26 protein-coding genes and 1 riboswitch are annotated in these 24,098 nt (G+C 74.1%); of the genes, 8 read left to right on the forward strand and 18 right to left on the reverse strand.

Annotated elements, in window-relative coordinates; genetic code table 11:
* Positions 1–9 precede the first annotated feature (9 nt).
* The 3 genes from ACIQR3_RS05625 (at position 10) to ACIQR3_RS05635 (ending at position 2,545) form a co-directional block, all read left to right on the forward strand.
* The gene (locus ACIQR3_RS05625) at positions 10–615 is read left to right on the forward strand and encodes a flavodoxin family protein (RefSeq protein WP_403534548.1); all 606 of its coding nucleotides are present in this window, start codon (positions 10–12) and stop codon (positions 613–615) included.
* 190 nt (positions 616–805) lie between these two features.
* Positions 806–1,582, forward strand: coding sequence for an SDR family NAD(P)-dependent oxidoreductase (locus tag ACIQR3_RS05630; protein ID WP_403534550.1), 777 nt, complete (start codon positions 806–808; stop codon positions 1,580–1,582).
* Positions 1,583–1,810: 228 nt separating this feature from the next.
* The gene (locus ACIQR3_RS05635) at positions 1,811–2,545 is read left to right on the forward strand and encodes a L,D-transpeptidase family protein (RefSeq protein WP_403534553.1); all 735 of its coding nucleotides are present in this window, start codon (positions 1,811–1,813) and stop codon (positions 2,543–2,545) included.
* Here the strand turns inward: ACIQR3_RS05635 and ACIQR3_RS05640 are convergent.
* The 8 genes from ACIQR3_RS05640 to ACIQR3_RS05675 all read right to left on the reverse strand — a co-directional run bounded on the left by ACIQR3_RS05640 (position 2,514) and on the right by ACIQR3_RS05675 (position 10,754).
* Entirely contained in the window at positions 2,514–3,794 is a 1,281-nt protein-coding gene (locus ACIQR3_RS05640; RefSeq protein ID WP_403535439.1) for an MFS transporter, read from the reverse strand. The genes ACIQR3_RS05635 and ACIQR3_RS05640 overlap by 32 nt on opposite strands.
* Positions 3,795–3,799: 5 nt before the next feature.
* Entirely contained in the window at positions 3,800–4,318 is a 519-nt protein-coding gene (locus ACIQR3_RS05645; RefSeq protein WP_403534556.1) for a GNAT family N-acetyltransferase, read from the reverse strand.
* Positions 4,311–5,549 carry a type III PLP-dependent enzyme gene (locus ACIQR3_RS05650; RefSeq protein ID WP_403534559.1) on the reverse strand — a complete coding sequence of 413 codons (1,239 nt, stop codon included), beginning with the start codon at positions 5,547–5,549 and terminating at the stop codon, positions 4,311–4,313. Before ACIQR3_RS05650 ends, ACIQR3_RS05645 begins: the two co-directional genes overlap by 8 nt.
* Positions 5,510–6,826, reverse strand: coding sequence for a DUF6271 family protein (locus ACIQR3_RS05655; protein WP_403534562.1), 1,317 nt, complete (start codon positions 6,824–6,826; stop codon positions 5,510–5,512). The genes ACIQR3_RS05650 and ACIQR3_RS05655 overlap by 40 nt, the downstream gene beginning before the upstream one ends.
* Positions 6,808–7,875 carry a phytanoyl-CoA dioxygenase family protein gene (locus ACIQR3_RS05660; RefSeq protein WP_403534565.1) on the reverse strand — a complete coding sequence of 356 codons (1,068 nt, stop codon included), beginning with the start codon at positions 7,873–7,875 and terminating at the stop codon, positions 6,808–6,810. The genes ACIQR3_RS05655 and ACIQR3_RS05660 overlap by 19 nt, the downstream gene beginning before the upstream one ends.
* 346 nt (positions 7,876–8,221) lie before the next feature.
* Positions 8,222–9,025, reverse strand: a complete 804-nt coding sequence (locus ACIQR3_RS05665) for a siderophore-interacting protein (RefSeq protein ID WP_403534567.1) — start codon at positions 9,023–9,025, stop codon at positions 8,222–8,224.
* A gap of 39 nt (positions 9,026–9,064) precedes the next feature.
* Positions 9,065–9,952, reverse strand: a complete 888-nt coding sequence (locus tag ACIQR3_RS05670; RefSeq protein ID WP_403534570.1) for a PDR/VanB family oxidoreductase — start codon at positions 9,950–9,952, stop codon at positions 9,065–9,067.
* A 172-nt stretch (positions 9,953–10,124) separates the two neighbouring features.
* The gene (locus tag ACIQR3_RS05675) at positions 10,125–10,754 is read right to left on the reverse strand and encodes an MSMEG_1061 family FMN-dependent PPOX-type flavoprotein (RefSeq protein ID WP_403534572.1); all 630 of its coding nucleotides are present in this window, start codon (positions 10,752–10,754) and stop codon (positions 10,125–10,127) included.
* A gap of 127 nt (positions 10,755–10,881) precedes the next feature.
* Here ACIQR3_RS05675 and ACIQR3_RS05680 point away from each other — a divergent pair, with 127 nt between their 5' ends.
* The gene (locus tag ACIQR3_RS05680; protein ID WP_403534575.1) at positions 10,882–11,505 is read left to right on the forward strand and encodes a TetR/AcrR family transcriptional regulator; all 624 of its coding nucleotides are present in this window, start codon (positions 10,882–10,884) and stop codon (positions 11,503–11,505) included.
* Positions 11,506–11,508: 3 nt separating this feature from the next.
* Here the strand turns inward: ACIQR3_RS05680 and ACIQR3_RS05685 are convergent, their stop codons facing one another.
* The 7 genes from ACIQR3_RS05685 to ACIQR3_RS05715 form a co-directional block, all read right to left on the reverse strand.
* Positions 11,509–12,513 carry an ABC transporter ATP-binding protein gene (locus tag ACIQR3_RS05685; protein ID WP_403534578.1) on the reverse strand — a complete coding sequence of 335 codons (1,005 nt, stop codon included), beginning with the start codon at positions 12,511–12,513 and terminating at the stop codon, positions 11,509–11,511.
* Positions 12,510–13,526 carry a FecCD family ABC transporter permease gene (locus tag ACIQR3_RS05690; protein ID WP_403534581.1) on the reverse strand — a complete coding sequence of 339 codons (1,017 nt, stop codon included), beginning with the start codon at positions 13,524–13,526 and terminating at the stop codon, positions 12,510–12,512. Before ACIQR3_RS05690 ends, ACIQR3_RS05685 begins: the two co-directional genes overlap by 4 nt.
* Positions 13,523–14,569, reverse strand: coding sequence for an ABC transporter substrate-binding protein (locus tag ACIQR3_RS05695; RefSeq protein WP_403534583.1), 1,047 nt, complete (start codon positions 14,567–14,569; stop codon positions 13,523–13,525). The genes ACIQR3_RS05690 and ACIQR3_RS05695 overlap by 4 nt, the downstream gene beginning before the upstream one ends.
* A 53-nt stretch (positions 14,570–14,622) precedes the next feature.
* Positions 14,623–14,826: riboswitch (cobalamin riboswitch) on the reverse strand.
* Positions 14,821–15,864: an ACP S-malonyltransferase gene (locus ACIQR3_RS05700; RefSeq protein WP_403534586.1), complete on the reverse strand. Its 1,044-nt coding sequence runs from the start codon at positions 15,862–15,864 to the stop codon at positions 14,821–14,823. Its footprint overlaps the riboswitch before it by 6 nt.
* A 77-nt stretch (positions 15,865–15,941) precedes the next feature.
* Positions 15,942–17,225 (reverse strand): beta-ketoacyl-[acyl-carrier-protein] synthase family protein, encoded by a 1,284-nt coding sequence (locus ACIQR3_RS05705; protein WP_403534589.1) that lies wholly within the window; start codon positions 17,223–17,225, stop codon positions 15,942–15,944.
* Positions 17,222–17,500: an acyl carrier protein gene (locus ACIQR3_RS05710; RefSeq protein ID WP_403534592.1), complete on the reverse strand. Its 279-nt coding sequence runs from the start codon at positions 17,498–17,500 to the stop codon at positions 17,222–17,224. The genes ACIQR3_RS05705 and ACIQR3_RS05710 overlap by 4 nt, the downstream gene beginning before the upstream one ends.
* 320 nt (positions 17,501–17,820) lie before the next feature.
* Positions 17,821–18,813, reverse strand: a complete 993-nt coding sequence (locus tag ACIQR3_RS05715) for a sporulation protein (protein WP_403534595.1) — start codon at positions 18,811–18,813, stop codon at positions 17,821–17,823.
* 293 nt (positions 18,814–19,106) lie between these two features.
* Between ACIQR3_RS05715 and ACIQR3_RS05720 the strand changes: the two genes are divergently transcribed.
* The 3 genes from ACIQR3_RS05720 to ACIQR3_RS05730 all read left to right on the forward strand — a co-directional run bounded on the left by ACIQR3_RS05720 (position 19,107) and on the right by ACIQR3_RS05730 (position 21,430).
* Complete coding sequence (locus tag ACIQR3_RS05720) at positions 19,107–19,754, forward strand: tellurite resistance TerB family protein (RefSeq protein ID WP_403534598.1); 648 nt, start codon at positions 19,107–19,109, stop codon at positions 19,752–19,754.
* Between the two features lie 101 nt (positions 19,755–19,855).
* Complete coding sequence (locus ACIQR3_RS05725; RefSeq protein ID WP_215166290.1) at positions 19,856–20,359, forward strand: lamin tail domain-containing protein; 504 nt, start codon at positions 19,856–19,858, stop codon at positions 20,357–20,359.
* 198 nt (positions 20,360–20,557) lie between these two features.
* Positions 20,558–21,430: a CAP domain-containing protein gene (locus ACIQR3_RS05730; protein WP_403534601.1), complete on the forward strand. Its 873-nt coding sequence runs from the start codon at positions 20,558–20,560 to the stop codon at positions 21,428–21,430.
* Between the two features lie 12 nt (positions 21,431–21,442).
* Here the strand turns inward: ACIQR3_RS05730 and ACIQR3_RS05735 are convergent, their stop codons facing one another.
* Genes ACIQR3_RS05735 through ACIQR3_RS05745 form a run of 3 tightly spaced genes read right to left on the reverse strand, consistent with a single transcriptional unit; the run spans position 21,443 to position 23,864 of the window.
* Entirely contained in the window at positions 21,443–22,750 is a 1,308-nt protein-coding gene (locus ACIQR3_RS05735) for an ATP-binding protein (protein WP_403534604.1), read from the reverse strand.
* On the reverse strand, positions 22,747–23,436 hold the full coding sequence (locus ACIQR3_RS05740; protein WP_403534607.1) for a response regulator transcription factor: 690 nt from the start codon (positions 23,434–23,436) through the stop codon (positions 22,747–22,749). Before ACIQR3_RS05740 ends, ACIQR3_RS05735 begins: the two co-directional genes overlap by 4 nt.
* A gap of 53 nt (positions 23,437–23,489) precedes the next feature.
* Positions 23,490–23,864, reverse strand: a complete 375-nt coding sequence (locus tag ACIQR3_RS05745; RefSeq protein WP_403534610.1) for a hypothetical protein — start codon at positions 23,862–23,864, stop codon at positions 23,490–23,492.
* On the opposite strand from ACIQR3_RS05745, the gene ACIQR3_RS05750 reads away from it, so the two are divergent.
* The gene (locus tag ACIQR3_RS05750; protein ID WP_215166284.1) at positions 23,857–24,078 is read left to right on the forward strand and encodes a hypothetical protein; all 222 of its coding nucleotides are present in this window, start codon (positions 23,857–23,859) and stop codon (positions 24,076–24,078) included. The two genes, ACIQR3_RS05745 and ACIQR3_RS05750, sit on opposite strands and share 8 nt — an antisense overlap.
* Positions 24,079–24,098 lie beyond the last annotated feature (20 nt).

Raw genomic sequence — 24,098 nt, forward strand, 5'->3', positions numbered from 1 at the left:
CTCAGGCACATGCGCGCACTCGTCATCAACTGCACCCTCAAGCCGTCGCCCGAGCCGTCGAACACCGAGGCGCTCGCCGCGACCGTCATCTCCTCGCTCCAGGGACACGGGGTGAGCGTGGACACCGTCCGGGCGGTCGACCTGGACCTGAAGCCGGGCGTACAGACCGACATGGGCGGCGGTGACGACTGGCCCGCCGTGCACGACAAGCTCCTCGCCGCCGAGATCCTCGTCATCGCCTCCCCCACCTGGCTGGGCCGGCCCTCCTCGGTCGCCCAGCGGGTGCTGGAGCGGATGGACGCCATGCTGAGCGAGACCGACGACCAGGAACGGCCCGTCGCCTACAACCGGGTGGCCGGGGTGGTCGTCACCGGCAACGAGGACGGCGCCCACCACGTCATCAGCGAGATCAACGGCGCCCTGGTCGACATCGGCTACACCGTCCCCGGCCAGTCCTGGACGTACTGGCACCTCGGTCCCGGCCCGGGGCCCGACTTCCTCGACGACGACCGCGGCCACGACTGGTCGGTGTCGACCGGCAAGGCCATGGCGTCCAACCTCGTGCACGCGGCCCGCGCCCTGGCCGCGCTGCCGCTGCCGGCTCCGCCGTCCTGACCGCGCGGGGCCGGCGCCGCGGGTCCGTGGGGCGGGGCGGCCGTCCGCCGTCCTGGCACCGGCGGTACCAGGACCGCGGGGGCGATGGCTGCCTCCGGACGAGTGGGCCACCGTGGAGTCGGCCGCCCTCCGGGAGGCGCGGCCCCACCCACCCCGTACAGCCTCTCGCACCCCGTACACAGGAGCAGTCATGCACCAGCTCGCACTCGTCACCGGCGCCTCGTCGGGCATCGGCCGGGCCTTCGCCCGGCGGCTGGCCGGACTGGGACACGACGTGGTGGCCGTCGGCCGCCGCGCCGACCGGCTGGAGGCGCTCGCCGCCGAGTTCCCCGACGTCGAGGTCCGTCCCCTGATCGCCGACCTGTCCACCGGTGAAGGGGTGGACGCGGTCGCGGACGTGTGTGCCACCGAGCCCCTGACGATGCTCGTCAACAACGCGGGCGTGGCCCACTACATGCCGTTCGCCGACCTGCCCGCGGCCAAGGCCCGGGAACTGGTCCAGGTCAAGGTGGCCGCCCCGACCCTGCTGGCGCGCGCCGCCGTCCCCGGCATGCTGGCCCGCGGCGCGGGCGCGATCGTCAACGTGGCCGGCATGATCGCCTTCAGCGGCCCGGCCCCGGCGTCCCAGCTGCCCCGGCGCGCGGTCTACGCCGGTGCGCTGGCCCATCTGGTCGCGATGTCCCAGGTGCTGGCCGCGGAGCTGTCCGGTACCGGGGTCGCGGTGCAGGTGCTGTGTCCCGGTGTGGTGGCGACGGAGTTCCACGAGCGGCAGGGCCTGGACCTGAGCGGGGTGCCCCGGATGTCCGCCGAGGACGTGGTCACCGCCGGTCTGCGCGGCCTGGAGCTGGGGGAGACGGTCTGCGCCCCTGGTGTCGAGGACGCGAGCCTGCTCCAGCGGGTCTTCGACGCCGACCTCGCCGCGTTCGGCGGGCAGAGCACGGAGCTGGCCGGGCGGTACCGGTCCTGACGGCCGGCAGGGCATGTCCCGGCCTGCCCGCCGGATGCCGCGAGCGGGTACCTCCTGGCGGTGGGGTGTGCGGCGGCCGGGCGGGGGGCGTCCGTCCCGGCCGGGTGAACTCATCCCGCCACCGGGGCACCGTCTGCGCCGAACGGGGGAGGCGGGGCGGCCCGCGGGAAACCCGTACCGGAAGCGGTCAAGCAATGACTAGGTCCACGTACGGAGGCGGAGTTCGGTATGACGCTGAGGAAAGTGCTGGTGTGCGCGTTCGGCGCCGTGGTGTGCACCGGCCTGCTGGGAACCGGCTGTACCCCGGAGCCGCGCGGCTCGTCCGCGCAGGGCTCGCCCGCGCCCGGTGCCCCTCCGGCGAGAACCGCCCCCCGCCCGCTTCCCGGGGTCGGGCCCGCCCTGCGCGACCGGGTCCCGGCCGCCTCCCGGCAGGCCGTGGTGGTGCGGGGCACGACGGAGGACGGCAACCGGGCCCGGGTCGTGCTGTACGAGCGGGACGCCGGGCACGGCTGGCGGGCCGTCGCCGGTCCGTGGCCGGCGCACAACGGGCTGCGCGGCTGGACCCGCGACCACGAGGCCGGGGACCTGCGCACCCCCATCGGCGTGTTCACGCTCAGCGACGCCGGGGGGCGGCTGCCCGCCCCCTGGGCCCGACTCCCCTACGACCAGCACCCGGACTTCGACGCCGAGGGCACCGGGCACCTCGGTGAGTCGCTGGAGGGCTCGTTCGACTACGTCGTCGCCATCGACTACAACCGGGTGCCCGGCACGACCCCGCTGGACAACACCCGGCCGCTGGGCGAGGACAAGGGCGGCGGGGTGTGGATCCACGTCGACCACGACGGGCCGACCAACGCCTGTGTCTCCCTGCGCGAGGAGCACATGCGGGTGCTGCTGAAGGCGCTGGACCCGGCCCGGAAACCGGTCGTCGTCATGGGACCCGAGGCGGCTCTGCGGGAGTGACCGGAACGGCGGCGGGGGCCGCGGCGCCCACCGGCTCCCAGTTGATCCGCGTACCGCACAGAGCCACCACGGCCGCCGACCCGGCGACGGCGCCCATGCCCCACGCCAGCGAGGCGGCGTCCGCGACGAACCCGATGAGCGGCGGTCCGGCCAGCAGGCCGGTGGTGCCCATGGCGGCGACAAGGGTGAGCGCGTCCGAGCCCTGCCGGGCCGCCGCCGCGTAGACGCAGGGCGTCACGGCGGCGATGCCGAGGCCGACGCAGGCGAAGCCGAGCAGGGCCGGCAGGACGCCGCCGCCGAGCAGGGCGCAGGTCAGGGCGGTGGCGGCCAGCGCGCTGCCGAGCAGGACGACCCGCCGGTCGCCCCAGCGGTCGCGCCAGCCGTCGGCGAAGAGCCGGGCGATCACCATGGCGCCCGACACCACGGCGATGCCGAGCGGCGCCAGCCCGGCCGACGCCCCGGCGACGTCCTTCAGGTAGAGGGCGGACCAGTCGTTCATCGCGCCCTCGGCGACCGTGCCGAAGACCATGGCGCAGCACATCCACAGGGTGAGCGCGGTGGGCACGGTCCAGCTCCGGCGGCGCTCGGCCGGCGCGGGCGCGTCCGTCGCCCCGCCGTTCCCGTCCCGGGCCTCGTCCCCGGCCTTGTCCTTGGCCTTGGCCTTGTCCTTGTCCCTGTCCCTGTCCTCGTCCAGCAGTCCGGTGCGGGCGGTGGCGCCCAGGGCCAGCAGGAGGGCGACGGCCACACCGAAGTGCGCGCCGACCGACCCGGTCAGCGTGGTCATGGCGGAGGCGACCAGGGCGGCGAGCAGTGATCCGGCGCTGAACGTGGCGTGCAGCCGGGCCATGGTGGTGCGCTCGAACCTGGCCTCCAGAGCCGCTCCCTGCGCGTTCATGGCGACGTTCAGACAGCCCACGAGCACGCCGTCGGCGCACATGACCAGCAGGGCCACGTGGTAGTTCGGCGCCGCCGCCAGGGCGAGCAGGAGCAGGGCCAGGCAGAGCTGGGAGAGCAGGGCGAGCCGCCGGGAGCCCAGCCGCCGCATCAGCCAGGCCACCAGGGGGAACGACACCGCCGCACCGACACCGGCGGCCATCAGCAGCACCCCGACCTCGGCCGTGCTCAGCCCCAGGTTCGATTTCAGGGCCGGAATCCGCGCCGCCCAGGTGGCGTACTGGAACCCGAGCGAGCAGAACAGCGTGGCGGCCGCCAACTGGCCGCGGCGGAACGGATCGTGGAGCAGGGGCATGCGCATCAGCTCACTTCACGCGGGGCCGGCACCGGCCGGGACATGTAGACGGCGTCGGGGCCGTAGCCGCCGGGCGGGGTGACGTCGGGGTGCGGTACGAAGCCGCGGGCCGTCCAGAACCGGTCGCTGCCGCCCACGGCGACCAGGGAGATCCGCTCGTCGCCGCGGACGCGGGCGGTGCCGGCGAGCCGGCGCAGCAGGTGCCGCGCCAGTCCCCGGCGGCGCAGGGCGGGCGCGACGACGATGTCGTGCAGGTGGAGGTTGCCGGGCGGCGCGGCGGCGGCCCGCTCGATCCGGCCGAGGGCGGGGACGCTCAGCGCCGGGTACGGCAGGGCCAGCAGGTACCCGGCCGTCCGGCCGCCGACGTCGAGGACGAAGCAGGTCTCCGGCGAGGCGGCTGCCCGGGACTGGAGCGCGGCCCGCCCCTCGGACAGGCCGAGCGGGGCGTAGGCGTCGTGCTCCAGCGCCGCGACGGCGTCCCAGTCGGTGCCGGTGATACGGCGGACCCGTACGGGTTCAGTCATCGGCGCCGCCCGTGACGGTGTACGGCAGCGGGGGGAAGCCGTTGAAGCCGCGGGTGGTGTAGCTGAGGGCGTACGCGCCGCTGGACAGCACCCAGACGGGGTCGCCGGACGCCAGGTCCGCCGGTACCCGGACGTGGCCGTCCTCGTGGGAGTAGGCGTCGTCGCTGTCGCAGGTGGGTCCGGCGACCACGGCCGGGACGGTGGGGCCGCCGCCGGTGCGGCCGGGGAAGACCAGCCGGTACTGGAGCGCGTCCATCTCGTAGAGGCCGTTGAACTTGCCGCAGCTCAGGTACAGCCAGTACCGGTCCGCCCCGCCCGGTTCCCGGCGCCGGGCGAGCCGGGCGACGTGGGCGCGGACGGCTCCGTGGTCGGCGACGAGGTACCGGCCGGGTTCGACGACGAAGTCCAGGGGGCCGCCGTGGGCCCGGCGCAGGGTGTCCATGCCTTCCCGGAGCACCGCGAAGATCTTGTCCAGCGGCGGGTCGAGGGGGTGGCCGTGCCGGTCGAGGTAGCCCACGGCCGGGAGGCCGCCGCCGAGGTTGACGTGGTCGGGGGTGATGCCGCGCGGGCGCAGGGCGCGCAGCACCCCGGCGAGGTCGTCCACGGCGAGGCGCCACGCCTCGGCCGTCATCTGCTGGGAGCCGACGTGCACGGAGAGGCCGGACGGCACCAGCCCCGCCTCCCGGGCGTGTTCCAGGACGCGGACCGCGTCCGCGGGCGCGCACCCGAACTTGTGGGAGAGGCCCCACACCGCGCCCTCTCCCTGGGCCGCCACCCGGCAGAAGACCCGGGCGCCGGGCGCGTGCGCGGCGAGGGCGGCCACGTCCTCCAGGCTGTCGGTGGCGAAGGTGCGGACGCCGAGCCGGTGGGCGGCGGCGATGTCGCGGTCGGATTTGACGGTGTTGCCGTAGTGGACGCGGTCGGCCGGCACACCCGCCCGCAGGGCCTGCTCGATCTCGGCGGGGCTCGCCGCGTCGGCTCCGGCGCCGGCCCGGGCCAGCGTGCCGACGACCTCGTCCACCGGGCACGCCTTCAGGGCGAACCGGACGTGTACGCCGGGCAGTTCGCGGCGCAGCGTGGCGTGGGCGCGGGCGATGCCGCCGAGGTCCAGGACGAGGCGGTCCGGGCCCGCGTCGGCGAGGGCCGCGGCGAGCGGCGCGCTGAGCGCCGGGGCCGTCCCGGTCAGGGTGCTCACGCGAACTGCCCGGGCGGTGCGGTCGGTTCGGTGCATCGGGCGGCGGCCATCAGCGGTTCCCACGCCTCGGTCAGCAGCGCGAAGTCCGCCATGTCGTCGCGGGCCTCGTCCAGGAGGCGGGCGCGGCGGGCGGCCAGCAGGCCGGCGACGTCGGCGTACCGGCCGCCGAGGCGCCGGTAGGCGGCGTCGACCGTGTCCAGCCGCCGGGTGTTCTCCGTCCGGTCGAGGCCCGTGCTCTCCCGGGCGAACGCAGCGATCGCGGTGGGACGTACCCGGCCGGTGTCGTCCAGCAGGGCGTCGCCGGCGTCCGCCATCCGGTCGTAGACGTGGTGGAAGTGGAGCATCGACAGCAGGAACTTGACGAAGCGCAGCTGATAGGCGCGGAAGCCGTCGTCGGTGCGGCGTTCACCGGTGTGGTAGTTGACGATGTGCCGGTTGTGCAGGACGCCGGGCAGCCGGGCGTCGTGGACCAGGTGGATCAGGAAGTAGTCGCTGCCGATGGTGTCCCGGGCGGGTGGCAGCGGCACGCGTTCGTGCACCCCGTGGAAGGCGATGTTGCACATGTCGACGCGCATCGGGTCGACGAGGGTGAGCAGTGAGCGGTCCCCGGTGAACGGCTCGGTGCCCGCGCCCCGGAAGGACTCCTCGGCCAGTTCGCGTTTGCGTGCGGCAGGCCACTGGTCCGGTGCCCACAGGCCGACCACGTCGCGGTAGACGTCCGGGTCGGCCCGGCGCATGTCGGCGATGTCGACGGAGAGTTCGCCGATGAAGGAGCCGCCCACCATCGCCACCGTCCGGTCCGCGTACGCCGCCGGCAGCGCGGTGTCGGTGACGTCGGCCTGCCCGGCGGGTCTGCCGAGCGCGGCCAGTTCGTGGTGGACGGGGAAGACCGTACGGCCGTCCAGGCGCTGGTAGCGGCTGTCGGAGTCGCGGCGGTGGACGGACTCGCAGCCGAGCGCGGCGGCGACCAGGAAGGCGCGGTTCGTGCAGGCGCCGTAGGAGAGGCCGTCGGGGAGGAGCAGGTCGAGGAGGAGGTCCGGTTCGGCGCTGCCGGAGCGGGTGACGACGCGGGTGAGGAAGGCGCGCTGGGCGGCCTCGTCGAGGTGGTGGACGGTGATGCGCGGGTGGGCGGGCAGGCGCCGGACGACGGTGGCGTGTGCGGTGCGCACGGCGGGGGCGCAGGAGTCGAGGATCAGTACCTCGACCTCGACGTCGGTGTGCCGCTCGACGGCGTACGCTGCCTCCGCGCCGAGGGCGGTGATGGTCTCGGGGCAGGCCCGGTTCGTGGGCAGGGTCAGGCAGATGCGGCGCATGCGGTGTCCCCGGTGGGCCGGTCGGTGTCGCTCCCGTCGTGCCAGGACTTCAGGCCGAGCAGGCGGGCGCCCAGGTCGTTCAGTTCGGCGGTCGGGTACCGCTCGGACTCGGGCCGGCGGGCGTCGCCGAGGAGGGTGGCGTTCCACTCGGGGGTGGCGAGGGTGCGCCAGGACTCGACGCGGGAGCGGCGCAGTTCCTCGTGCTCCTCCAGCGCGGGCATCATCGACAGGTACTGCACGGCGCGCACCCCGCCGCCCGAGGTGTTCGGCGCGACGCCGTGGGCGAGCAGGCCGTTCCAGATCAGCAGGTCGCCGGCCTTCAGGTCGGGTCGTACGACGGGCAGTTCGGCGCGGTCGATCGCGGGCCGGATGGGGTCGCGGCCGGCGGGCTGGAGGGCCTTCCAGTTGTCGAAGCGGCGGAAGAGTTCGGGGCAGCACTGGAAGCCGCCGTGGTCCGGCTCGGTGTCATTGAGGGCGATGATGCCCTGGACCCGCTGGGGCAGGACGCCGAGGGTGGTGTCGACGTCCCAGTGGAGTTCGATGTCGAAGCCGCGCTCGCGCTGCTCGATCAGGGCGCGGTCGCGGTTCTTGACGTTGGGCGGGTTGAGGTTGAGGCGGTCCAGGGTGACCCAGAGTTCCGCGCAGTCCCATACGTCGGCGAAGGCGTCGTAGACCCGCCGGGTCTGGCGGCTGTCCCAGACGAGCTGGTGGTGGTAGGCCTCGACGAAGCCGTAGATGTGCAGTTCGCGGTCGAGGTCGGAGCGGTAGGGGCGCTCCTCGTACCAGGTCTCCGGGCGGTCGGGGTCCAGGCCCTGGAACGCCCAGGCGAAGTCCAGCAGGCGCCGGGCGTGCTCGGCCGGTACGGCCTGCTCGACGACGGTGTAGCCGTACGTCTGCCAGTGCGCGAACTGCTCCTCGGTCAGCACCCGCAGGGGGCGGGTCTTCTCCAGGTCGCGCAGCTGGGTGCGGGCGAGGTAGGTGTCCGCGTCCGCGCTGAAGTAGGGGATGTCCGAGGCGGCTCGGTACAGGTAGGGGTCGGGTGTGGCCATGTGGTGCTCCAAGTCGTCGCCGTCGCACCTGCCGTGGACGGCGGTCTGTGCGGAGGGCGTGCCACTGTGCGCACGCGGGAGGGGCTGCGGTTCCGCTCGGGGCCGGGTGGCGGAGCGGGGCGGGGCGGCGGACACCGGTCTCCTGTGCCACCCGCCGAACGAGGCCTCACAATGGACTAGACCAAGCGGCGGTGTCAACACCCGTGGCCCGGCCGCGCGTTGACACCGATTCGAGAAATTCTGGTCGCCGCTCCGCCCTTGACACACCTGATCGCCCTGGGTGCATCGTGGTACTGGTCTGTACCAATGAGCAGGGGGTGGCGTGGGAGGCGTGTCGGCGCCGGGCTCAGCCGGGGCTGGGCCGGCCCTGGCGCCAGTAGCCGTGGAAGGCGATGTCCGACTTGGGCACGGCCCGGTCCCGCACCAGGTGGCGGCGTACACCGGTGGCCAGCCGGGACTCCCCCGCCGCCCAGACGTATCCCCGGCCCGGCCGTGGCTCGGCGTGCCGCACCGCGTCGAGTGCCGCCGCGCCCGGTGCGGCGCCGTCGCGGGCCAGCCAGTGCACCGTGACGCCCTCGGGAACGGCGAGGTCCGTACGGAAGTCGGCCTTGACCGGCACCTCCAGGAACACGTCCCCGGTGAGGGAGGCGGGCGCCCCGTCCAGGATGGCCAGGATGGCCGGCAGCGCGCTCTCGTCACCGACGAGCAGCTGCCACGCGGCGTCCTCGGGCGGCAGGTAGGTGATGCCCATGTCGAAGACGCCGGCCGGGTCGCCGGGCCGGGCGCCCCGCGCCCAGGCGGAGGCCGGGCTGTCACCGTGCAGGGCGAACTCGATGTCCAGTTCCCCGAGTCGGGGCCGGATGCGGCGGATGGTGTAGTTGCGCACCCAGGGCCTGCTCGCCTTCGGCATCAGCAGCACCTCGGCCATCCACGCCTCGCTGTCGCGGCGCGGCATCCGCAGCCGCTCCTGGCCCGCGCGGGGGAAGAACAGCCGTACGGTCTGGTCGTGTCCCATGGGTTCCAGGTGGGCCAGTTCGGGACCGCCGAGCGTGACGGTCAGGAAGGTGGGGCTCAGCCGCTCGGTCGCCCGCACCTCCAGCGTGATCATGCGCCGGGTCCGGGGCATGCGCGTCTTGGGCAGCAGACTCATCGCTGTCTCGCTCTCGTCGTGGTGGTTCGGTGGTACGGCTCACAGGTCCACGACGAGCCGGGCCGACCGTGCGCGGGAGACGCACGGATACATGCGGCCCGCCGGGGCGCCGATGTCGTCGCGGTGGTCGGGTTCGCCGCCCAGGACGGTGAGTTCGCAGCTCCCGCAGACGCCCTCCCGGCAGCCGGCGGACACCGCCCGGCCGCTGTGGGCCAGGGCGTCGAGCATCGGCTTCCCCTCCGGCACCTGCACGGTGCCGCCCGACCGGACGCACACCACCTCGAAGGCGGTGTCGGGGCCGAACTCCCGGCGCAGCGGCCGGAACCGTTCCGCGTGCAGACGCCCGGCGGGGAAGACGGCCTCGGCGGCGGACAGCAGGGGCGCGGGGCCGCAGCAGTAGACCAGGCTGGCGTCGTCCAGCTCCGCGGCCAGGGCGCGCAGGTCGGGCCGGCCCTGTTCCCGGGTGGCGACGAGGCGCACCCGGTCCCCGTACTGCGCGCGCAGGTCGTCGGCGAACGGCATCGTGTCCGTCGACGGGCCCACGTACACCAGCCGGGCGGGTGTCCCGGCCGCCGTCGCCGCCCGCAGCATCGGCAGGACGGGGGTGATGCCGATGCCGCCGGCCAGGAAGAGGTAGCCCGGCGCGGGCAGCAGCCGGAAGTGGTTGCGCGGCGCCGACACCTCCAGGCCGCGCCCGGCGCGCAGGAAGCGGTGGATGTACTCCGATCCGCCCCGGCTGAGGCGGTCGTGGCGCACGGCGATCCGGTAGGCGTCCCGGTCGGCGGGGTCCCCGCACAGCGAGTACTGGCGGGTCAGCCAGTTGGGCAGGGAGACGTCGATGTGGGCGCCCGGCTCCCAGGGGGCGAGCGGGCGGCCTTCGGCGCCCTTGAGGGTGAGGGAGACGACGTCCTCGGTGAGGGGTGCCATGCGGTCGACGACGACGGCCTGCCGGGGCGGTGGTGACAGGGGCGGAGGGGCCTGGGGCGGAGGGGCCTGGGGCGGTGGTGACAGGGGCGGAGGGGCCTGGGGCGATGGGGTTTGAGGCGGCGACGGTGGCATGGGGCGGTGTCCTTCGGTGTGCGGCGGTGTCCGGGCCGGGTCAGTACAGTTCGCGGTAGCCCTCTTCGAGGCGGCTCGCGATGATCTCCGGGTCGATGTCGAGGCCGGACTGCGCGACGGCGACTTCGCCGACCGAGGGCATCTCGTCGGCGAGTGCCTGGGCGGCGGGGTCCCACAGGCGGGACCGGATGAGCGCGCGGCCGCAGTGGAAGTACACCTCGTCCACCTCGACCAGGAGGGCCAGCACCGGCCGCCTGGCCTCGGTCTCCATCCGGGCCAGGACGTCGGGCTCGTCGGTGGGCCGGGCGCGGCCGTTGACGCGCAGCGTCTCCCGCATGCCGGGGATGAGGAAGAGCAGCCCGATGCCGTCGTTCTCGGCGAGGTTGCGGAAGGAGTCGGCGATCCGGTTGCCGGGGCGGTCGGGGATGGCGAGCGTGCGGTCGTCGAGGACCTTGACGAAGCCGGGGTAGTCGCCCCGGGGCGAGCAGTCGGCGCGGCCCCGGGCGTCGGCCGTGGCCATGGTGAGGAACGGCGAGTGCGCGATGAACCGGCGGAAGTAGGCGTCCAGGCGGTCGGTCTTCTTCGCCGCGGTCATGGCGTCGGGTTCACCGAGCCGGGCCCGGACCTCGTCCGGGGGAACGCTCCGGCAAGGCGTGGCGACATGCGTCATGAAGGGTCCTTCCCAACAGGAGGATCGGCAGCCGTCCTTGACGGCTCCGCCGCAGGTCATGCCACTATTGTGAGCAATTACTCAGGTCGTTCGCCACTCGCTTTCGCGGCCCTGACCAGGAGGTTCCATGACATCCGGCCGACGCGCCATCGCCCCACGTAAACAGCCCCGTCAGGTCCGCGCCGAGCTGACCCGGCAGCGCATCCTGGACGCGGCTGCTCACATTTTCGAGGAGTACGGCTACGCGGCGGGCACCACCAACCGGATCGCCGAACGGGCGCGGGTCTCGATCGGTTCGCTCTACCAGTACTACCCGAACAAGGACGCGATCCTGGTGGAGTTGGTGACCCGGCACCTGGAAGCCGGGGAGGCCAGTGTCGCCCGGTACCTGGCCGAGGGGCTGCCCGCATCGCTGGAGGACACCCTCCGGGTGTTCGTCCGGGCCGCCATCGAGAACCACGTCGACGATCCGCGGCTGCTGCGCATCATGGCCGAGGAGGCACCGCGGTCGCCGGAACTGCTGGCGAAGGTGAACGACTACGAGGCGGAACGCTTCCGGTACACCCAGGAGTTGTTCGAGAACCACCCCGAGGTCCGGGTGGCCGACACCGAGGCCGCCGCCCGGCTCGCCGTGACCACGGTGGAGCTGGTGGTCCACAAGGTCTGCTCGGCTCCCGACCCGCTGGACACCCGGCGCCTGGAGGACGAACTCGTCGCCATGCTCCACCGGTACCTCACCGGCCCGGGGTGAGCGTCAGGCCGGGGGCAGGGGCGGGGACGGCCGGTCGGTGCGGCGCAGGAAGCGGATGACCGGGTGGCCGTGGCCGTCGTCGGTGACCTCGGCGCGGACGCCGTAGACCCGTTCGATCAGGGCGGGGGTCAGGACGTCGCCCGGGGTTCCCTCGGCGACGGCCCGGCCCTCGCCGAGGACGAGGACGCGGTCGCAGTACATCGCCGCGAGATTGAGGTCGTGCAGGGCGACGACCGTGGTGACGGGCAGGCTCACGACCAGTTCCAGCAGGTCGAGCTGGTGCTGGATGTCGAGGTGGTTGGTGGGTTCGTCCAGCAGCAGTTCGCGCGGTTCCTGGGCGAGGGCGCGGGCTATCTGGGCGCGCTGGCGTTCGCCGCCGGACAGGGTGTGCCAGGACTGGTCCGCCCGGTCGGTGAGGCCGGTGCGGTCGAGGGCGGCGGCGACGGCCCGGCCGTCCGCGGCCGACCCGGCCGCCCAGGGGCGGCGGTGCGGGATGCGGCCGAGGGCGACGACGTCCCGGACGGTCAGTTCGGTCTGGGTGTGGGCGTGCTGTTCGACGGTGGCGATACGGCGGGCCGCGGTCCGTCGGCCGACGCCGGTCAGCGGCCTGCCGTCGAGGGTGACGACGCCGGCGGCGGGCTGGAGCACGCCCGCGAGCAGTCTGAGCAGCGTGGACTTTCCCGACCCGTTGGGGCCGAGCAGGCCGACCGTCTCGCCCGGGCGGGGGGCGAGGGTGACGCCGTCCACGACGAGCCGGCCGCCCGCGCGCCGGCCCACGCGGTCGGCGCGCAGGCCCCCGGCCCCGGGAGCGGCCGTCTCGCGAGCCGTCTCGGGGACAGCCGTCCCGGGGCCGGCCGTCTGGCCGACCGTCTCGGGGCCGGCCGTCTCACTGGTCGTCTCGGGACCGGCCGTCTCGCCGGTCGTCTCGGCACCGGCCGTCTCGCCGGTCGTCTCGGCACCGGCCATCTCACCGGTCGTCTCGGAGACGACGGTCTCGGGCTCGTTCACGTCCGCCTCCGGCCCCGGTAGAGGACGGCCACGAAGGCGGGCACGCCGATGAGGGACGTCACCACTCCCACCGGGATCTCCTGCGGGTCGAGGACGGTACGGGCGAGGGTGTCCACCCACACCAGGAAGACGGCCCCGGTCAGCACGGTGACCGGCAGCAGCCGGGCGTGGGCGGCGCCGGTGAGCGCGCGGGTGGCGTGCGGCAGGACCAGGCCGACGAAGCCGATCGCCCCGGCGCAGCTGACCAGGGCGGCGGTGAGCAGGGCGGTGGCGCAGAGCAGGACGAGGCGGGTGCGGGCCACGCGCACACCGAGGCTCGCCGCGGCCTCCTCGCCGAAGGTGAACGCGTCCAGGGTGGCGGAGTGGACCAGGCAGACCACGAGTACGGCGGCCAGCACCCCCGCGCACAGCAGCACCTCGGTCCAGCCGGCGCCGGTGAGCGAGCCCAGCAGCCAGAACATCACGCCCCGGGTGGTCTCCGCGTCCGCCGAGGTCAGCACGGTGAACGAGGTGAGCGCGGAGAACAGCTGCATGGCGGCCACCCCGGACAGCACCACCCGGTCGACGCTGCCGCCGAGGCTGTGGCTGAGCAGCAGGACCAGCCCGAAGGAGAACAGCGCGCCGAAGAACGCGCCGGCGGACAGCGACACCGCTCCCCCGCCCACGCCGAGCACGATCACGGCGACCGCCCCGGTCGAGGCGCCGGAGGAGACCCCGAGCACGAACGGATCGGCCAGCGGATTGCGCAGCAGGGACTGCATGACCGCCCCGCACAGCGCGAGGCCGGCGCCGCACACCGCGGCCAGCATCGTGCGCGGCATGCGCAGGTCCCACACGATGCCGTCGCGCAGCGGGGCGAGGCCGGTCTGTCCCAGCCCGAGGTGGGCGGCGACCGAGGTCCATACGTCGGCGGTGGAGATGTCGGCCGGTCCGATGGTCACCGCGACGGCGACCGACACCGCCAGCGCGGCCAGCCCGGCCGCGGTGAGCAAGGGGGTCCGTATGCCGGTCACTCGGCGAGTCCGAGGTCCCGCAGGCCGGCCGCCACCTTTTCGATGCCCTCCACGGTGCGGATGGACGGGTTCATCGCCTGTCCGCTCAGCAGGACGTACCGCTTCTTCCGCACGGCCGTGAGGTTGCGGGTGGCCGGGTTGGTCTCCAGGAACTGGATCTTGGCCTTGGCGGTCTCGGCGGTCTGGGACTGGCGGGTCAGGTCGCCGAGGACGATGACGTCGGGGTCGCGGTCGGCGACGGTCTCCCAGTTGATCTGGGGCCACTCGTCGTGGGTGTCGGAGAAGACGTTCCGCGCGCCGAGGGCGCGGGTGATGGCGCCGGGGGCGCCGCAGCACCCGGCGAGGTAGGGCGACTGGGCGTTGGCGAACCAGTACATGAGGGAGACGTCGGACGCCTGGAGGCCGTCGGTGGCCTCGCGGACCCGCGCCTTGAGCCGCTTCACCAGTTCGTCGCCGCGCTCGTCCACGCGGAAGGCGTGCGCCAGGTCGTGTATCTCGCCGTACACCGTGTCGAGGGTGAGCGGCGTGCTGCGGGAGCCGTCGCCGCCGCTGTCGTTGTCCTTGCCCGCGGCGCAGTCGGACGGGGAGACATAGGTGGGCACGCCCAGCTTCTCGAACTGTTCGCGGGTGGCGACGCCGCCCGTGCCGAGCGTGGAGACGAACGAGGCGGTGACGAAGTCGGGCCCGGAGTCCAGGACCTTCTCGAAGGAGGGGGCGTTGTCGGCGAGGCGGGGCACCCCGGCGTTCGCCTTCTCCAGGCCCTTCATCACGGGGTCGGTCCAGGTCGCGGTGCCGGCCAGGCGGTCGGCGAGCCCGAGGGAGAGCAGGATCTCGGTGCTGCCCTGGTTGAGGGAGACGGCGTGCCGCGGCGCCGACTTCAGGGTGACACGGTGTCCGCAGTTCTCGAGGGTGACCGGCCGGCCGGCGGACGGGGAGCCGTCCGCGGCCGGGGCGTCGCCGCCGGAGGTGCCGCAGGCGGTGAGCAGCAGGACGGAGGTGAGCAGCAGGGCTGCGGAACGGGGGACGGAACGGAGCACGGGCATGCCTCGGGTGTCGGGGCTCTGGACGCGGAGCCTGGCCTGTGATCGACCTCCGCACGGAGCGCGGAGGTGCCAGCAGGTCTTCGGACTCGGGTTCGTCCGGACGAGGCGCCTTCCCAGGACCGTTCCCGCCGTCGCGCGGTTCCCGTCCCAGTGGCGTCAGTGCCCCGCCCGTCCCCCTCACCGCTGCGCGTCAGTTCCGGATTCCCACCGGATTCCCTGACCACCGAGGTGGCGTGACTGGCCTCGGCAGACTACCAAGCCCCCCGACCGGGGTGGTGCGGCGGGGCGACAGCGGTGAGGCGCTGCCGCATCCGCTCGACGCCGACGGGGGTGCGCAGCGGCGCGGCGGTCGCACAGCCGGGCAGGCCGGCCTTGACCAGGGCGCTGAGCAGGGCCCGGGGGCCGCTGTCGAGGTAGGTGGTGAAGCCGTCCCGGCGCAGGGCGCACAGGGTGTGGTGCAGGGCCATGGGTTCGGTGAGGTGGGCGGCGGCCGCGGTACGCAGCTGGGCGGGGGTCCGCGCCCAGTGCCCGGCGGTGGTGTGCACGGCGAGGGCGGGGCGGGCGATCGGCTGGGCCCGCAGCAGACGGCGGAAGGACCGGTGGACCTCCCCGAGCAGCGGATGGTGGAAGGCGGTGCGGCTGGTCAGCCGGGTCACCCGGTGCCCGTCGTCCAGCAGCGCCCGCTGGAGGCGGACGAGCTGGCCGTCGGGACCGGCGAGGACCGTCTGGGCGGGCGCGTTGCGGGCGGCGATCCGTACCCGCTCCGTGCCGCAGGTACGGATCAGGTCCGCCGCCCGGTCGGCGCCGGCGTCGGTGGCCACCATGCCGGCCGCCGGGAGCGCGGCGGTCCGCAGCAGCCGGTCGCGTACGAGCAGCAGCTGGACGCCCTGGCGCACGGTGACGGCCCCGGCGGCGGTGAGGGCCGCCAGGTCCCCGACGCTGTGGCCGAGGACCGCGTCGATCCAGGGGCCGGCGAGGTCGAGCAGGACGGTGGCGGCGGCGACCACCGCGGCGTAGGTGGCCAGGTCGAAGCCGAGCGGGTCCGCGCGCAGGAGTTCCTCGGGGCCCGGGGCGTCCGCCTCGGTGAGGAGCCGGCCGACCGGCACGGCGGCGGGGCCGCGGTCCGGCGTGTGGGCGTCCACGGTCGCCAGCACCTCGGCGACCGCGGGCACTTCGCGCAGGTGACGCAGGGCGCCTGGGAGGTAGGCGCCCTGCCCGGGACACATCAGCACGGTGCGCGGCCGGTCCGCCGCCCACGCCGGGGGGCCGTCGGCGCCGGCGGGGCGGGGACTCACGGGACGAGGGTCCACGGAACGTGGGCTCGCGGGGCGGGAGTCGACGGCACGGTGATGCGTGAGACGCCGGTGCTGGTTCACGGGACGGTGGTGAAGGCCAGCGCGACGTTGTGCCCGCCGAAACCCATGCTCGTACTGACCGCCGCCAGCGGTCCGGCGGGCAGCGGTTCGGGACGGCGGCCGACCACGTGGAGATCGATCGCCGGGTCCACGCGTTCGAGGCTGCGGGTGGGCGGCGCCGTTCTGTCCCGCAGGGCGAGGACGGTGGTGACGGCCTCGATGGCGCCGGCGGCGCCCAGGGTGTGCCCGAGGGCCGCCTTGGTCGCGCTGACCGCCACGTCGTCCAGCACCTTCCCGAACGCCGTGTGCAGGGCCTGGGCCTCGCTGAGGTCGCCGACGGGTGTGGAGGTGGCGTGCGCGTTGACGTGCCGGACCTCCTCCGGGAAGAGACCGGCGTCGTTGAGGGCGGCGGTCACGGCGGCGGCGCAGCCCGTGCCACCGGGCGCCGGCTGGGCGACGTGGTGGCTGTCGTTGGTGATGCCCGCGCCGGTCAGGCGGCCGTGCACCCGGGCGCCGCGGGCCGCGGCGTGCCCGGCGCTCTCCACCACCAGCATGCCGGCGCCCTCCCCCATCACGAAGCCGTCTCGGTCGGCGTCGAAGGGGCGGGACGCCCGCTCGGGGTCGTCGCACCGCCGGGACAGCGCGCGCAGCCGGGCGAACCCGGCGAAGACCAGGGGGTGCAGGCCGGCCTCCGCGCCGCCGGCGATCACCACGTCGGCGCGGTCCTCCCGGATCAGGGCGAGGGCCTGGGCGAGGGCCTCGGCGCCGGACGCGCAGGCACTGACCGGGGTGTGCACCCCGGCCGTGGCGCCGACCATCAGGCCCACCTCGGCGGCGGCGTGGTTGGGCAGCATGACCGGGATGGCCCGGGGGCTGACCCGGCCGGGACCGCCGGCCTCCAGCCTGCGGTTCTGCTCCAGGATGCTGATGAGCCCGCCCAGCCCCACCCCGACGATGACGACGACCCGGGAGCCGCCGCCCGCCAGGCGCGTCCCCTCCAGGCCGGCGTCGCGCAGCGCCTCCCGCGCGGCGACCAGGGCGAACTGCGCGGAACGGTCGCAGTGGGCGGCCTTCGCGGGCGACAGTTCCGAGCCGGGGTCCACGGCGGCGGGCGCCGCCGGATACACCTGGGGCGGGCCGTCCGGGGAGCCGAAGTCGAGGCTCTCGACCCCGCAGGCGCCGTCCAGCAGCGCCGACCACGTGGACGGGACGTCACCGCCCAGGGCCGTGGTCATGCCCAGCCCCGTGACGACGGCGGCGGGCTCGTCACGGGTCCGCGCGGCCCGGTCCAGTGGGCTCACGCGGCGCCACCGGCCGGGGCGGGGACCACGGAGAGGAGATGGTCGACGATCTCGCGGACCGTGGTCAGCCGCGCCGCGTCGTCCACCGGCACCTGGACCTGCCAGCGGTCCTCGATCGCGGCGATCAGCTCCAGCAGGGCCAGCGAGTCGACACCGAGGTCGTCCTTCAGGTCGCTGTCGAGGCCGACCTCCTCGACGGACACGTCCTCGACGGTGACGGCCAGCAGTTCCCGCAGTTCGTCGAAGAGCTCACGGTCGTCGGCTGTGGGCGGCATGGAAGGTCCTCCTTGGTCGTGGCGTGCGACGCGCCCGGGAACGGACCGGTGGGGCACCGTCCGTCCCGAGCGCTCCGGCACGGCACCGGCGTCCGCCGGATGCACGCCGACAGCCTTTCCGACCGTTCCGAACGGTAAGCGCCGGTTCAGGAGAGACCCCGGGGCAGCCGGAGCACGTCAGGGGCGCTCCGCCAACTGCCGTGCGAGCCACGTGCGTTCGGGCGCCCCATGTCGCGCTCAGGGTGAAGGGCGCCCCGCGCGTAAAGGGGCCGCCGACCGCCCTTCAGTCCCTCCGTTCCGTCCGTCGCCGGCCGGTGGGCTCAGCCCTCGTCCTCCTCTTCCCCTTCGTCGTCGCCCTCGAAGAAGTCACCGACCTCGTCGACGACTTCGGCCGCGACCATCCCGCCGACGACGCCCACGGCCAGGCCCGCGGCACCGGCGGCGACGGCGGTGCCGATGCCCGGTCCGGAGTGGTGGCCGTCGTGGTGGCCGCCGTGGTGCTCCTCGTGGCCGTGGTGCCCATACGAGGCGTGCGAACCGTAGGCGGCCCGGTGGTCGATCAGCTCCCGGATCCAGCCGTCGACCTCGGCGTTCCAGTCGCGGGCGTCGTGGTGGCCGACAGTGAAGCGGGTGAGGGCGTCGTGCCCCTCGGTGAAGAACCCGCCGCGCTTGTCGGCCTCCAGGACGACCTCCAGGCCGCCGGGGTGGGCGAGGAAGGTCAGTTCGATCTCGTTGACCTGGTGGGCGTACTGCGGGGCCGGGACCAGCTCGATCTCCTGGTAGAACGGCAGTTGCTGCCCGGTGCCGCCGATCCGGCCGTACTCCAGGTCGGCGGAGCGGAAGCCGAAGCCGAGCTGGCCGAGCGCCTCCAGGATCGCCTCCTGGGCGGGCAGCGGTGCCACGGTGAGCTGGTCCAGGTCGCCCTTGTCGCGGGCGCCCGCCACCGACAGTTCGGTGCGCACGCCGAGCACGATGCCCAGGCCCTGCCCGTACAGCTCGGTGACCGGGGTCTCCCACGGCAGCGGCACGCTGAACGGCACGGCGCGCTCCTCGCCCTCGGCGAGCCGGAATCCGCCGCCGACGAGGAACCGGTCGAAGACGACCGCGCCCTCGCTCTCGCCCTCGGCGTGCTCGGCCTCGACCCTGGCCACCAGTTCCAGCGCGATGTGCTCGACGTCGAAGTCGGCGGTGCCGCCCTTGAGCCGGACCTCGCCGGTGAGCGCCGCACCGGGGCGGGCCGCGCCCGGGGCGAGAACCGTGTCGACCGTGGGTCCGCCCACGCCGAGCGAGCCGAGCAGTCGTTTGAACACCATCGTGGCGTCCACTCCTTCATCAGACAGGTGTTTCTACGTGCATGTAGAAGAGTAGAGGCAGAAGGGCGTTCGCCGGCACGCGAGTTGGGCCCGTGTCCCGGGCGGCGGTCGCCGTGGCGGAGTGCCGGCCGTTTTGCTTTTCCTTTGCCCACGGGAACCGCGTGCCGTCCGGAGACGTTTGATCGGGTGGGCACGCAGTAGCGTGCTCGACGGCATGCGCACAGCAGGCCTCGCACGAACAGCGGACCTCGTGCGACAGCAGATGTACACGACAGCGGCAGAAGGTGGCACCAGTGGCGATGTGGGACCGGATCAAGGACCAGGCCAAGAACCTCCAGCAGTCCCAGAGCGCGCGCGGCACGGGCAGTGGGCACGGGCAGGGGCAGGGGCAGAGCCCGTACGGCGGCCAGGGACAGAGCCCGTACGGCGGCCAGGGGCAGGGTGCGTACGGTGGTCACGGCCAGGGTCAGGGCCACGGCTCGGGGTCGTCCTCCGGCGGCACCAAGGCGCAGCTGATCGGCCTGTTCAAGTCGCAGCTGGCGTCGGTCAAGACGGAGCTGAAGAGCGGTGCCTACCGGGACGCGAGCATGGCGATGTGCGCGCTGGTGGCCGCGGCGGACGGACAGGTGGAGCCGGCCGAGCGGCAGCGGGTGGAGGAGCTGATCGTCACCAACGACGTGCTGCAGAACTTCCCCGCAGACCAGCTCCGCCAGCGGTTCAACCAGCATGTGGACCGGCTGCTCACCGACTTCCACGCGGGCAAGGCGGAGGCTCTCCAGGTGATCGCCAAGGCCGCCAAGAAGCCCGCCGAGGCCCGCGCGGTCATCCAGACCGGCATCGTGGTCGCGGGGGCGGACGGCGTCTTCGAACCGGCCGAGCAGCAGGCCGTCCGCGAGGCGTGCACCGCCCTCGGCCTGCCGCCGACCGAGTTCGCCGTCTGAGCGGACGCGGCACACACTTTCTCCACCTCTGCGTCAACTCCGCTTCACCCCCTCGGTATGCTCCGGTCGTTCCGTTCGCTCCACTGAGGGGGGATTTCCTCATGCGTATACGCCCTGCCCTGACAGCCACCGCCGCCGTCGCCGCGGCCGGCACCCTCGGCCTCGCCGCCGCCGTACCGGCCCAGGCGGCCGAGTACTCCTCGGCGCTGAAGGTCAAGGGGATCCAGTACGACGCTCCCGGCAAGGACTCCAACAAATGCTCCGGGGGCAACACGAAGAACGAGTACCTGACGATCAAGAACTACTCGCGCACGAAGACCGTGAACCTGAAGGGGTACCTGGTCAAGGACGCCGCGGGCAACAAGTTCACGTTCAAGACGAGTCACAAGCTGGAGCCCGGCGACTCCGTGAAGCTGCGCGGCGGGCGCGGCACCGACTCCGACGCCAAGAACGTCGTCTACCGGCAGAACTGCAACTTCATGTGGAACAACGACAAGGACACGATCTACCTGGTCAAGCCCACCGGCAGCCGGGCCGACGTCCACTCGTACACCAAGAAGGCAGATGACCGGGACGGCAACGGCTACATTACGTACCACGGCTGACCCGGCGGCCCCGTCCGGGCTGCCCGGTTCCTCAAGGGAGTCTGGTCGCTTCCTTAAGGGTTCCTGAAGTCGGCCTCCGGCGCCCGTCTCCGTACCGGGCCCGCCCTAGGCTCTCGGCATCCCCCCACACAGTTCCGGTGGACGCGGTCGCGTCCACCGGGCCCTGTCCGCCGAACGACCAGCCGAGGTGCACTGCGCATGGGTTCCCGCCGAGCCGTCCGTCCGACCCGCTCCCACGCCCGCCCGTCCGGGGGACGACGGGCACGCGGCACCGCTCTGGTGCTCGGCGCCGTCACCGTCACGGCCGGCGTCGGGATCACGCTGGCGACCGTCGGGGGCGAGGACGACGGACGGTCGGACCACGTCGCCGCGAGCGCCGCCGACGACGCCACCGGCACCGTGGACCCGGCGAGCACGTCGTCCCCCGCGTCGCCGTCGGCCACCGCGAGCGCCTCGGTGAGCCCCTCGCCGAGCGAGAGCGCCACCCCCTCCGCCGCGAAGGAGAAGAAGGCGAGCCCGGCCAGGACGGCCGAGCCCGCCGCCGAGACGTCCTCCCGGGCGGCGACGGGCGGCGACGGCGACCAGTCGTCCGTCAGCGGTGACAGCGGTGACAGCGGCGACACGGGGTCGGGGTCGGACGCGGACACGGGGTCGGACACGGCGGCCGCGGGCACCGCGTCCGTCTCCGGCGGTCCCGAGGCCCAGGTCCTCGCGCTGGTCAACGAGGAACGGGCGGCGGCCGGATGCTCCCCGCTCACCGAGAACGCCCGGCTGACCGCGGCCGCGGACGACTACAGCGACGTGATGGCCGCGAGCGGCGTGATGTCCCACACCGGTCCCGACGGTTCCACGATGGCCTCCCGCGTCGAGGCGGCCGGATACCAGTGGTCGGCGCTGGGCGAGAACATAGCGCGCGGCCAGGCCGACGCCGAGGCCGTGATGGACGCCTGGATGAACAGCTCCGGTCACCGCGCGAACATACTCAACTGCGCCTTCGAGGAGATAGGCATCGGCGTCCACGCCGGTGACGGCGGCCCCTGGTGGACGCAGGACTTCGGCACCGGCCGCTGACCCGGAGCCTCCTCAGCCCCCGCCCACCAGGGCGAGCGACACCCGTACCCGGGCGCCGCCCAGCGGTGCCCGGCCTATGGTCAGCTCCCCGTCCGTGGCCCGCGCGGCCCGCGCCACGATGTCCAGGCCGAGCCCCGTGGAACCGCCCACGCTGACGCCCCGGGTGAGCGCCGCCGCGGGGTCCGCGACGCCCGGACCGGCGTCGTCCACGGTGAGCAGGACGTGCCGCCGCTCCCGTTCCACCCGTACGGCGAAGGCGGTGCCCTGCGCGGTGTGCCGGAACACGTTGCCGATCAGGGCGTCGATCACGGCCGCGAGGTCGTCCTCGGCGAAGCGGACGGGCGTCGGGCGCGGGGTGAGGTACCGCTCGCAGGGGCGGTCCTGCTGGGCGGCGAGGACGGACCAGAACTCCAGCCGGGCGGCGACCACTTCGCTCACGTCGCACGGCCTGGCGGTGGCCGTGGCGGCGCCGCCGGGCTGCGCGGCGGCCAGCGGCGTGCGGGCCGCGGTGATGATCGAGTCCAGTTCGGTCTCCAGCTGTACGGCGGCCTCGGTGACCCGGCGGGCGCTCGCGGTGGCGCCCATCCGGTCCGCCTCGAGGTAGAGCGCGGTCAGCGGGGTGCGCAGCCGGTGCGAGAGGTCGGCGACCAGTTCGCGTTCGACGGCGAGCAGGTCGACGACCCGGTCGGCCATGGTGTTGAACGCCGCCCCGGCTTCCTGGAGTTCGGGCGGGCCGTCCGGTTCCACCCGTACGTGGAGATCGCCCGAGCCGAGGGCGAGGGAGGCCCGCTTCAGACTCCGGGAGGAGCGGACGACGCGGGCGCCGAGCCGGTCCGCGACCAGCACCGAGCCGCCGACCAGCCCCAGGGCCAGCAGGGCCATCACACCCCAGGACACGGCCACGCCCCGGGTCAGGTCCGCGGCGGGCACGTACGCCTCCACCACGGCGACACGGTCGCGGGGCAGCACGACGGGCTGGAGGTGGACCCAGCCGTCCGCCGTGTCCAGGGCGAGCGTCTCGCGCCGACGCACGGCCCGCTCCAGCGCGTCCCGCGGCGCGTGCGGCGCCCCCACCAGGCCGCCGTCGGGCAGCCGTACGGCGAGCTGGTCGGCCGAACCGAGTTCGGCGACGGCCTGCTGCACGTCGGCCCGCCGGGTGGTGAGGGCGAGCACCGGTGACAGGGCCGAGGCCCGTTGCTCGGCGGCGGTGGTGGCCCGGTCGCGGGCCTGTTCCCGCACCAGCAGGGCGAGCGGGACGAGGAAGGAGAGCGCCACCATCGAGGTGACCGCCAGGGCGATCCCGGCGAGGGCGCGTCTCATGGCGCGCTGACCAGCTTGATGCCGATGCCGCGGACCGTGTGCAGCAGACGCGGTTCGCGGGCCTTCTCGCCCATTTTCCGGCGGAGCGCGGAGAGGTGGACGTCGACCGTCTGGTCCTCCAGATACGGCTGCCGCCACACCTCGGTGAGGATGCGCTGCCGGGAGATGACCTGGTCGGCGTGGGCGGCGAGGTAGGCCAGCAGGTCGAACTCGCGTCGGGTCAGGGGGAGTTCGCGGCCCGCCAGGTGCGCGGTGCGGGCGGTGCGGTCGACGCGCAGGTCGGCGACCTGGAGGGTCCGCTCCTGCGCCGCCCGGACGTCGGGGGGTGCGGACCGGCGCAGTACGGCGCCGAGGCGGGCGGCGAGCTGACCGCCGGAGAACGGCTTGACCAGGTAGTCGTCGGCCCCGGCGTTGAGCAGCCGGATGATCTCGGTCTCGTCGTCGCGGGCGGTGGCGACCAGCACCGGGACGCGGGAGATCCCGCGGATCATCCGCAGCACGTCGAGCCCGTCGACGTCGGGCAGGCCGAGGTCGAGCACCACGACGTCCGGCGGGTTGCGGGTCATCTCGCGCAGTCCCTCGAAGCCCTGGTGCGCGGTCCGCACCGCGTGGCCGTGCCCGGTGAGGACCTCGATCAGCGCGGCCCGGATCACGGGGTCGTCCTCGACGACAAGAACGGAGGCCATGGGCAGGCACGTTAGCCGGTCGGTCACCATGGTGTCGTGTCCCGTCTCCTGCGTTACCTGCTGCTCTGGCTGTGCTGCACGGCGGCCAGTGTGACGGCCGTCGTCCTCACCATCCACTTCGTGCTGGGTTCGACCCGGCCGACGGCGCCGGTCGCGCAGTCGGCGCCGCAGGAACCGACCGCGTCGCCGGGCCCCACGCCCGCCCGGAGCCAGCCGCGCTCCCCGGGGCCGTCGCCGAGCCGGGACCGGCCAGGTACGGTCCCTTCGCGCACGGCCGGGACCTCCCGGTGGACGGCTCCGGCGCCCTCCCCCACCCCCACGTCCGCACCTACGCCCGCACCGGCCGCTCGCACCGCGCCGCCGCGGCAGCCGGAGCCGACCGGGCGTGCGGCGGCGGGGTGCGAGGAGGGCGGGTCCGGGGTGTACACGGTGCCCTCCGAGGGCGGGAAGGCCACGGTGCGCTTCGGCGCCGGCGGGGTGTGCCTGATCTCGGCCGTGCCGGACCAGGGCTTCACGGTGCGTACGCGCCAGAGCGCGCCGCAGACGCTCACGGTGACGTTCTCGGCGGACCGGCACCGCTCGGAGATCACGGCGACGACGGAGCCGCACGACCAGGCGCGGGTGAGCGAGACCTCGTTCTGAGGCGCCGGGCGGCGGGGCGG

Origin of the sequence: Streptomyces sp. NPDC090994, assembly GCF_044768905.1 — a bacterium.
Classification (GTDB): Bacteria; Actinomycetota; Actinomycetes; order Streptomycetales; family Streptomycetaceae; genus Streptomyces.

Excerpts from the sequence above, each read along its gene's own strand:
- ACIQR3_RS05625 (WP_403534548.1), top strand. The coding sequence starts at position 10 with ATGCGCGCACTCGTCATCAACTGCACCCTCAAGCCGTCGCCCGAGCCG.
- ACIQR3_RS05630 (WP_403534550.1), top strand. The coding sequence starts at position 806 with ATGCACCAGCTCGCACTCGTCACCGGCGCCTCGTCGGGCATCGGCCGG.
- ACIQR3_RS05635 (WP_403534553.1), top strand. The coding sequence starts at position 1,811 with ATGACGCTGAGGAAAGTGCTGGTGTGCGCGTTCGGCGCCGTGGTGTGC.
- ACIQR3_RS05640 (WP_403535439.1), bottom strand. The coding sequence starts at position 3,794 with ATGCCCCTGCTCCACGATCCGTTCCGCCGCGGCCAGTTGGCGGCCGCC.
- ACIQR3_RS05645 (WP_403534556.1), bottom strand. The coding sequence starts at position 4,318 with ATGACTGAACCCGTACGGGTCCGCCGTATCACCGGCACCGACTGGGAC.
- ACIQR3_RS05650 (WP_403534559.1), bottom strand. The coding sequence starts at position 5,549 with ATGCACCGAACCGACCGCACCGCCCGGGCAGTTCGCGTGAGCACCCTG.
- ACIQR3_RS05655 (WP_403534562.1), bottom strand. The coding sequence starts at position 6,826 with ATGCGCCGCATCTGCCTGACCCTGCCCACGAACCGGGCCTGCCCCGAG.
- ACIQR3_RS05660 (WP_403534565.1), bottom strand. The coding sequence starts at position 7,875 with ATGGCCACACCCGACCCCTACCTGTACCGAGCCGCCTCGGACATCCCC.
- ACIQR3_RS05665 (WP_403534567.1), bottom strand. The coding sequence starts at position 9,025 with ATGAGTCTGCTGCCCAAGACGCGCATGCCCCGGACCCGGCGCATGATC.
- ACIQR3_RS05670 (WP_403534570.1), bottom strand. The coding sequence starts at position 9,952 with ATGGCACCCCTCACCGAGGACGTCGTCTCCCTCACCCTCAAGGGCGCC.
- ACIQR3_RS05675 (WP_403534572.1), bottom strand. The coding sequence starts at position 10,754 with ATGACGCATGTCGCCACGCCTTGCCGGAGCGTTCCCCCGGACGAGGTC.
- ACIQR3_RS05680 (WP_403534575.1), top strand. The coding sequence starts at position 10,882 with ATGACATCCGGCCGACGCGCCATCGCCCCACGTAAACAGCCCCGTCAG.
- ACIQR3_RS05695 (WP_403534583.1), bottom strand. The coding sequence starts at position 14,569 with ATGCCCGTGCTCCGTTCCGTCCCCCGTTCCGCAGCCCTGCTGCTCACC.
- ACIQR3_RS05710 (WP_403534592.1), bottom strand. The coding sequence starts at position 17,500 with ATGCCGCCCACAGCCGACGACCGTGAGCTCTTCGACGAACTGCGGGAA.
- ACIQR3_RS05715 (WP_403534595.1), bottom strand. The coding sequence starts at position 18,813 with ATGGTGTTCAAACGACTGCTCGGCTCGCTCGGCGTGGGCGGACCCACG.
- ACIQR3_RS05725 (WP_215166290.1), top strand. The coding sequence starts at position 19,856 with ATGCGTATACGCCCTGCCCTGACAGCCACCGCCGCCGTCGCCGCGGCC.
- ACIQR3_RS05730 (WP_403534601.1), top strand. The coding sequence starts at position 20,558 with ATGGGTTCCCGCCGAGCCGTCCGTCCGACCCGCTCCCACGCCCGCCCG.
- ACIQR3_RS05735 (WP_403534604.1), bottom strand. The coding sequence starts at position 22,750 with ATGAGACGCGCCCTCGCCGGGATCGCCCTGGCGGTCACCTCGATGGTG.
- ACIQR3_RS05740 (WP_403534607.1), bottom strand. The coding sequence starts at position 23,436 with ATGGCCTCCGTTCTTGTCGTCGAGGACGACCCCGTGATCCGGGCCGCG.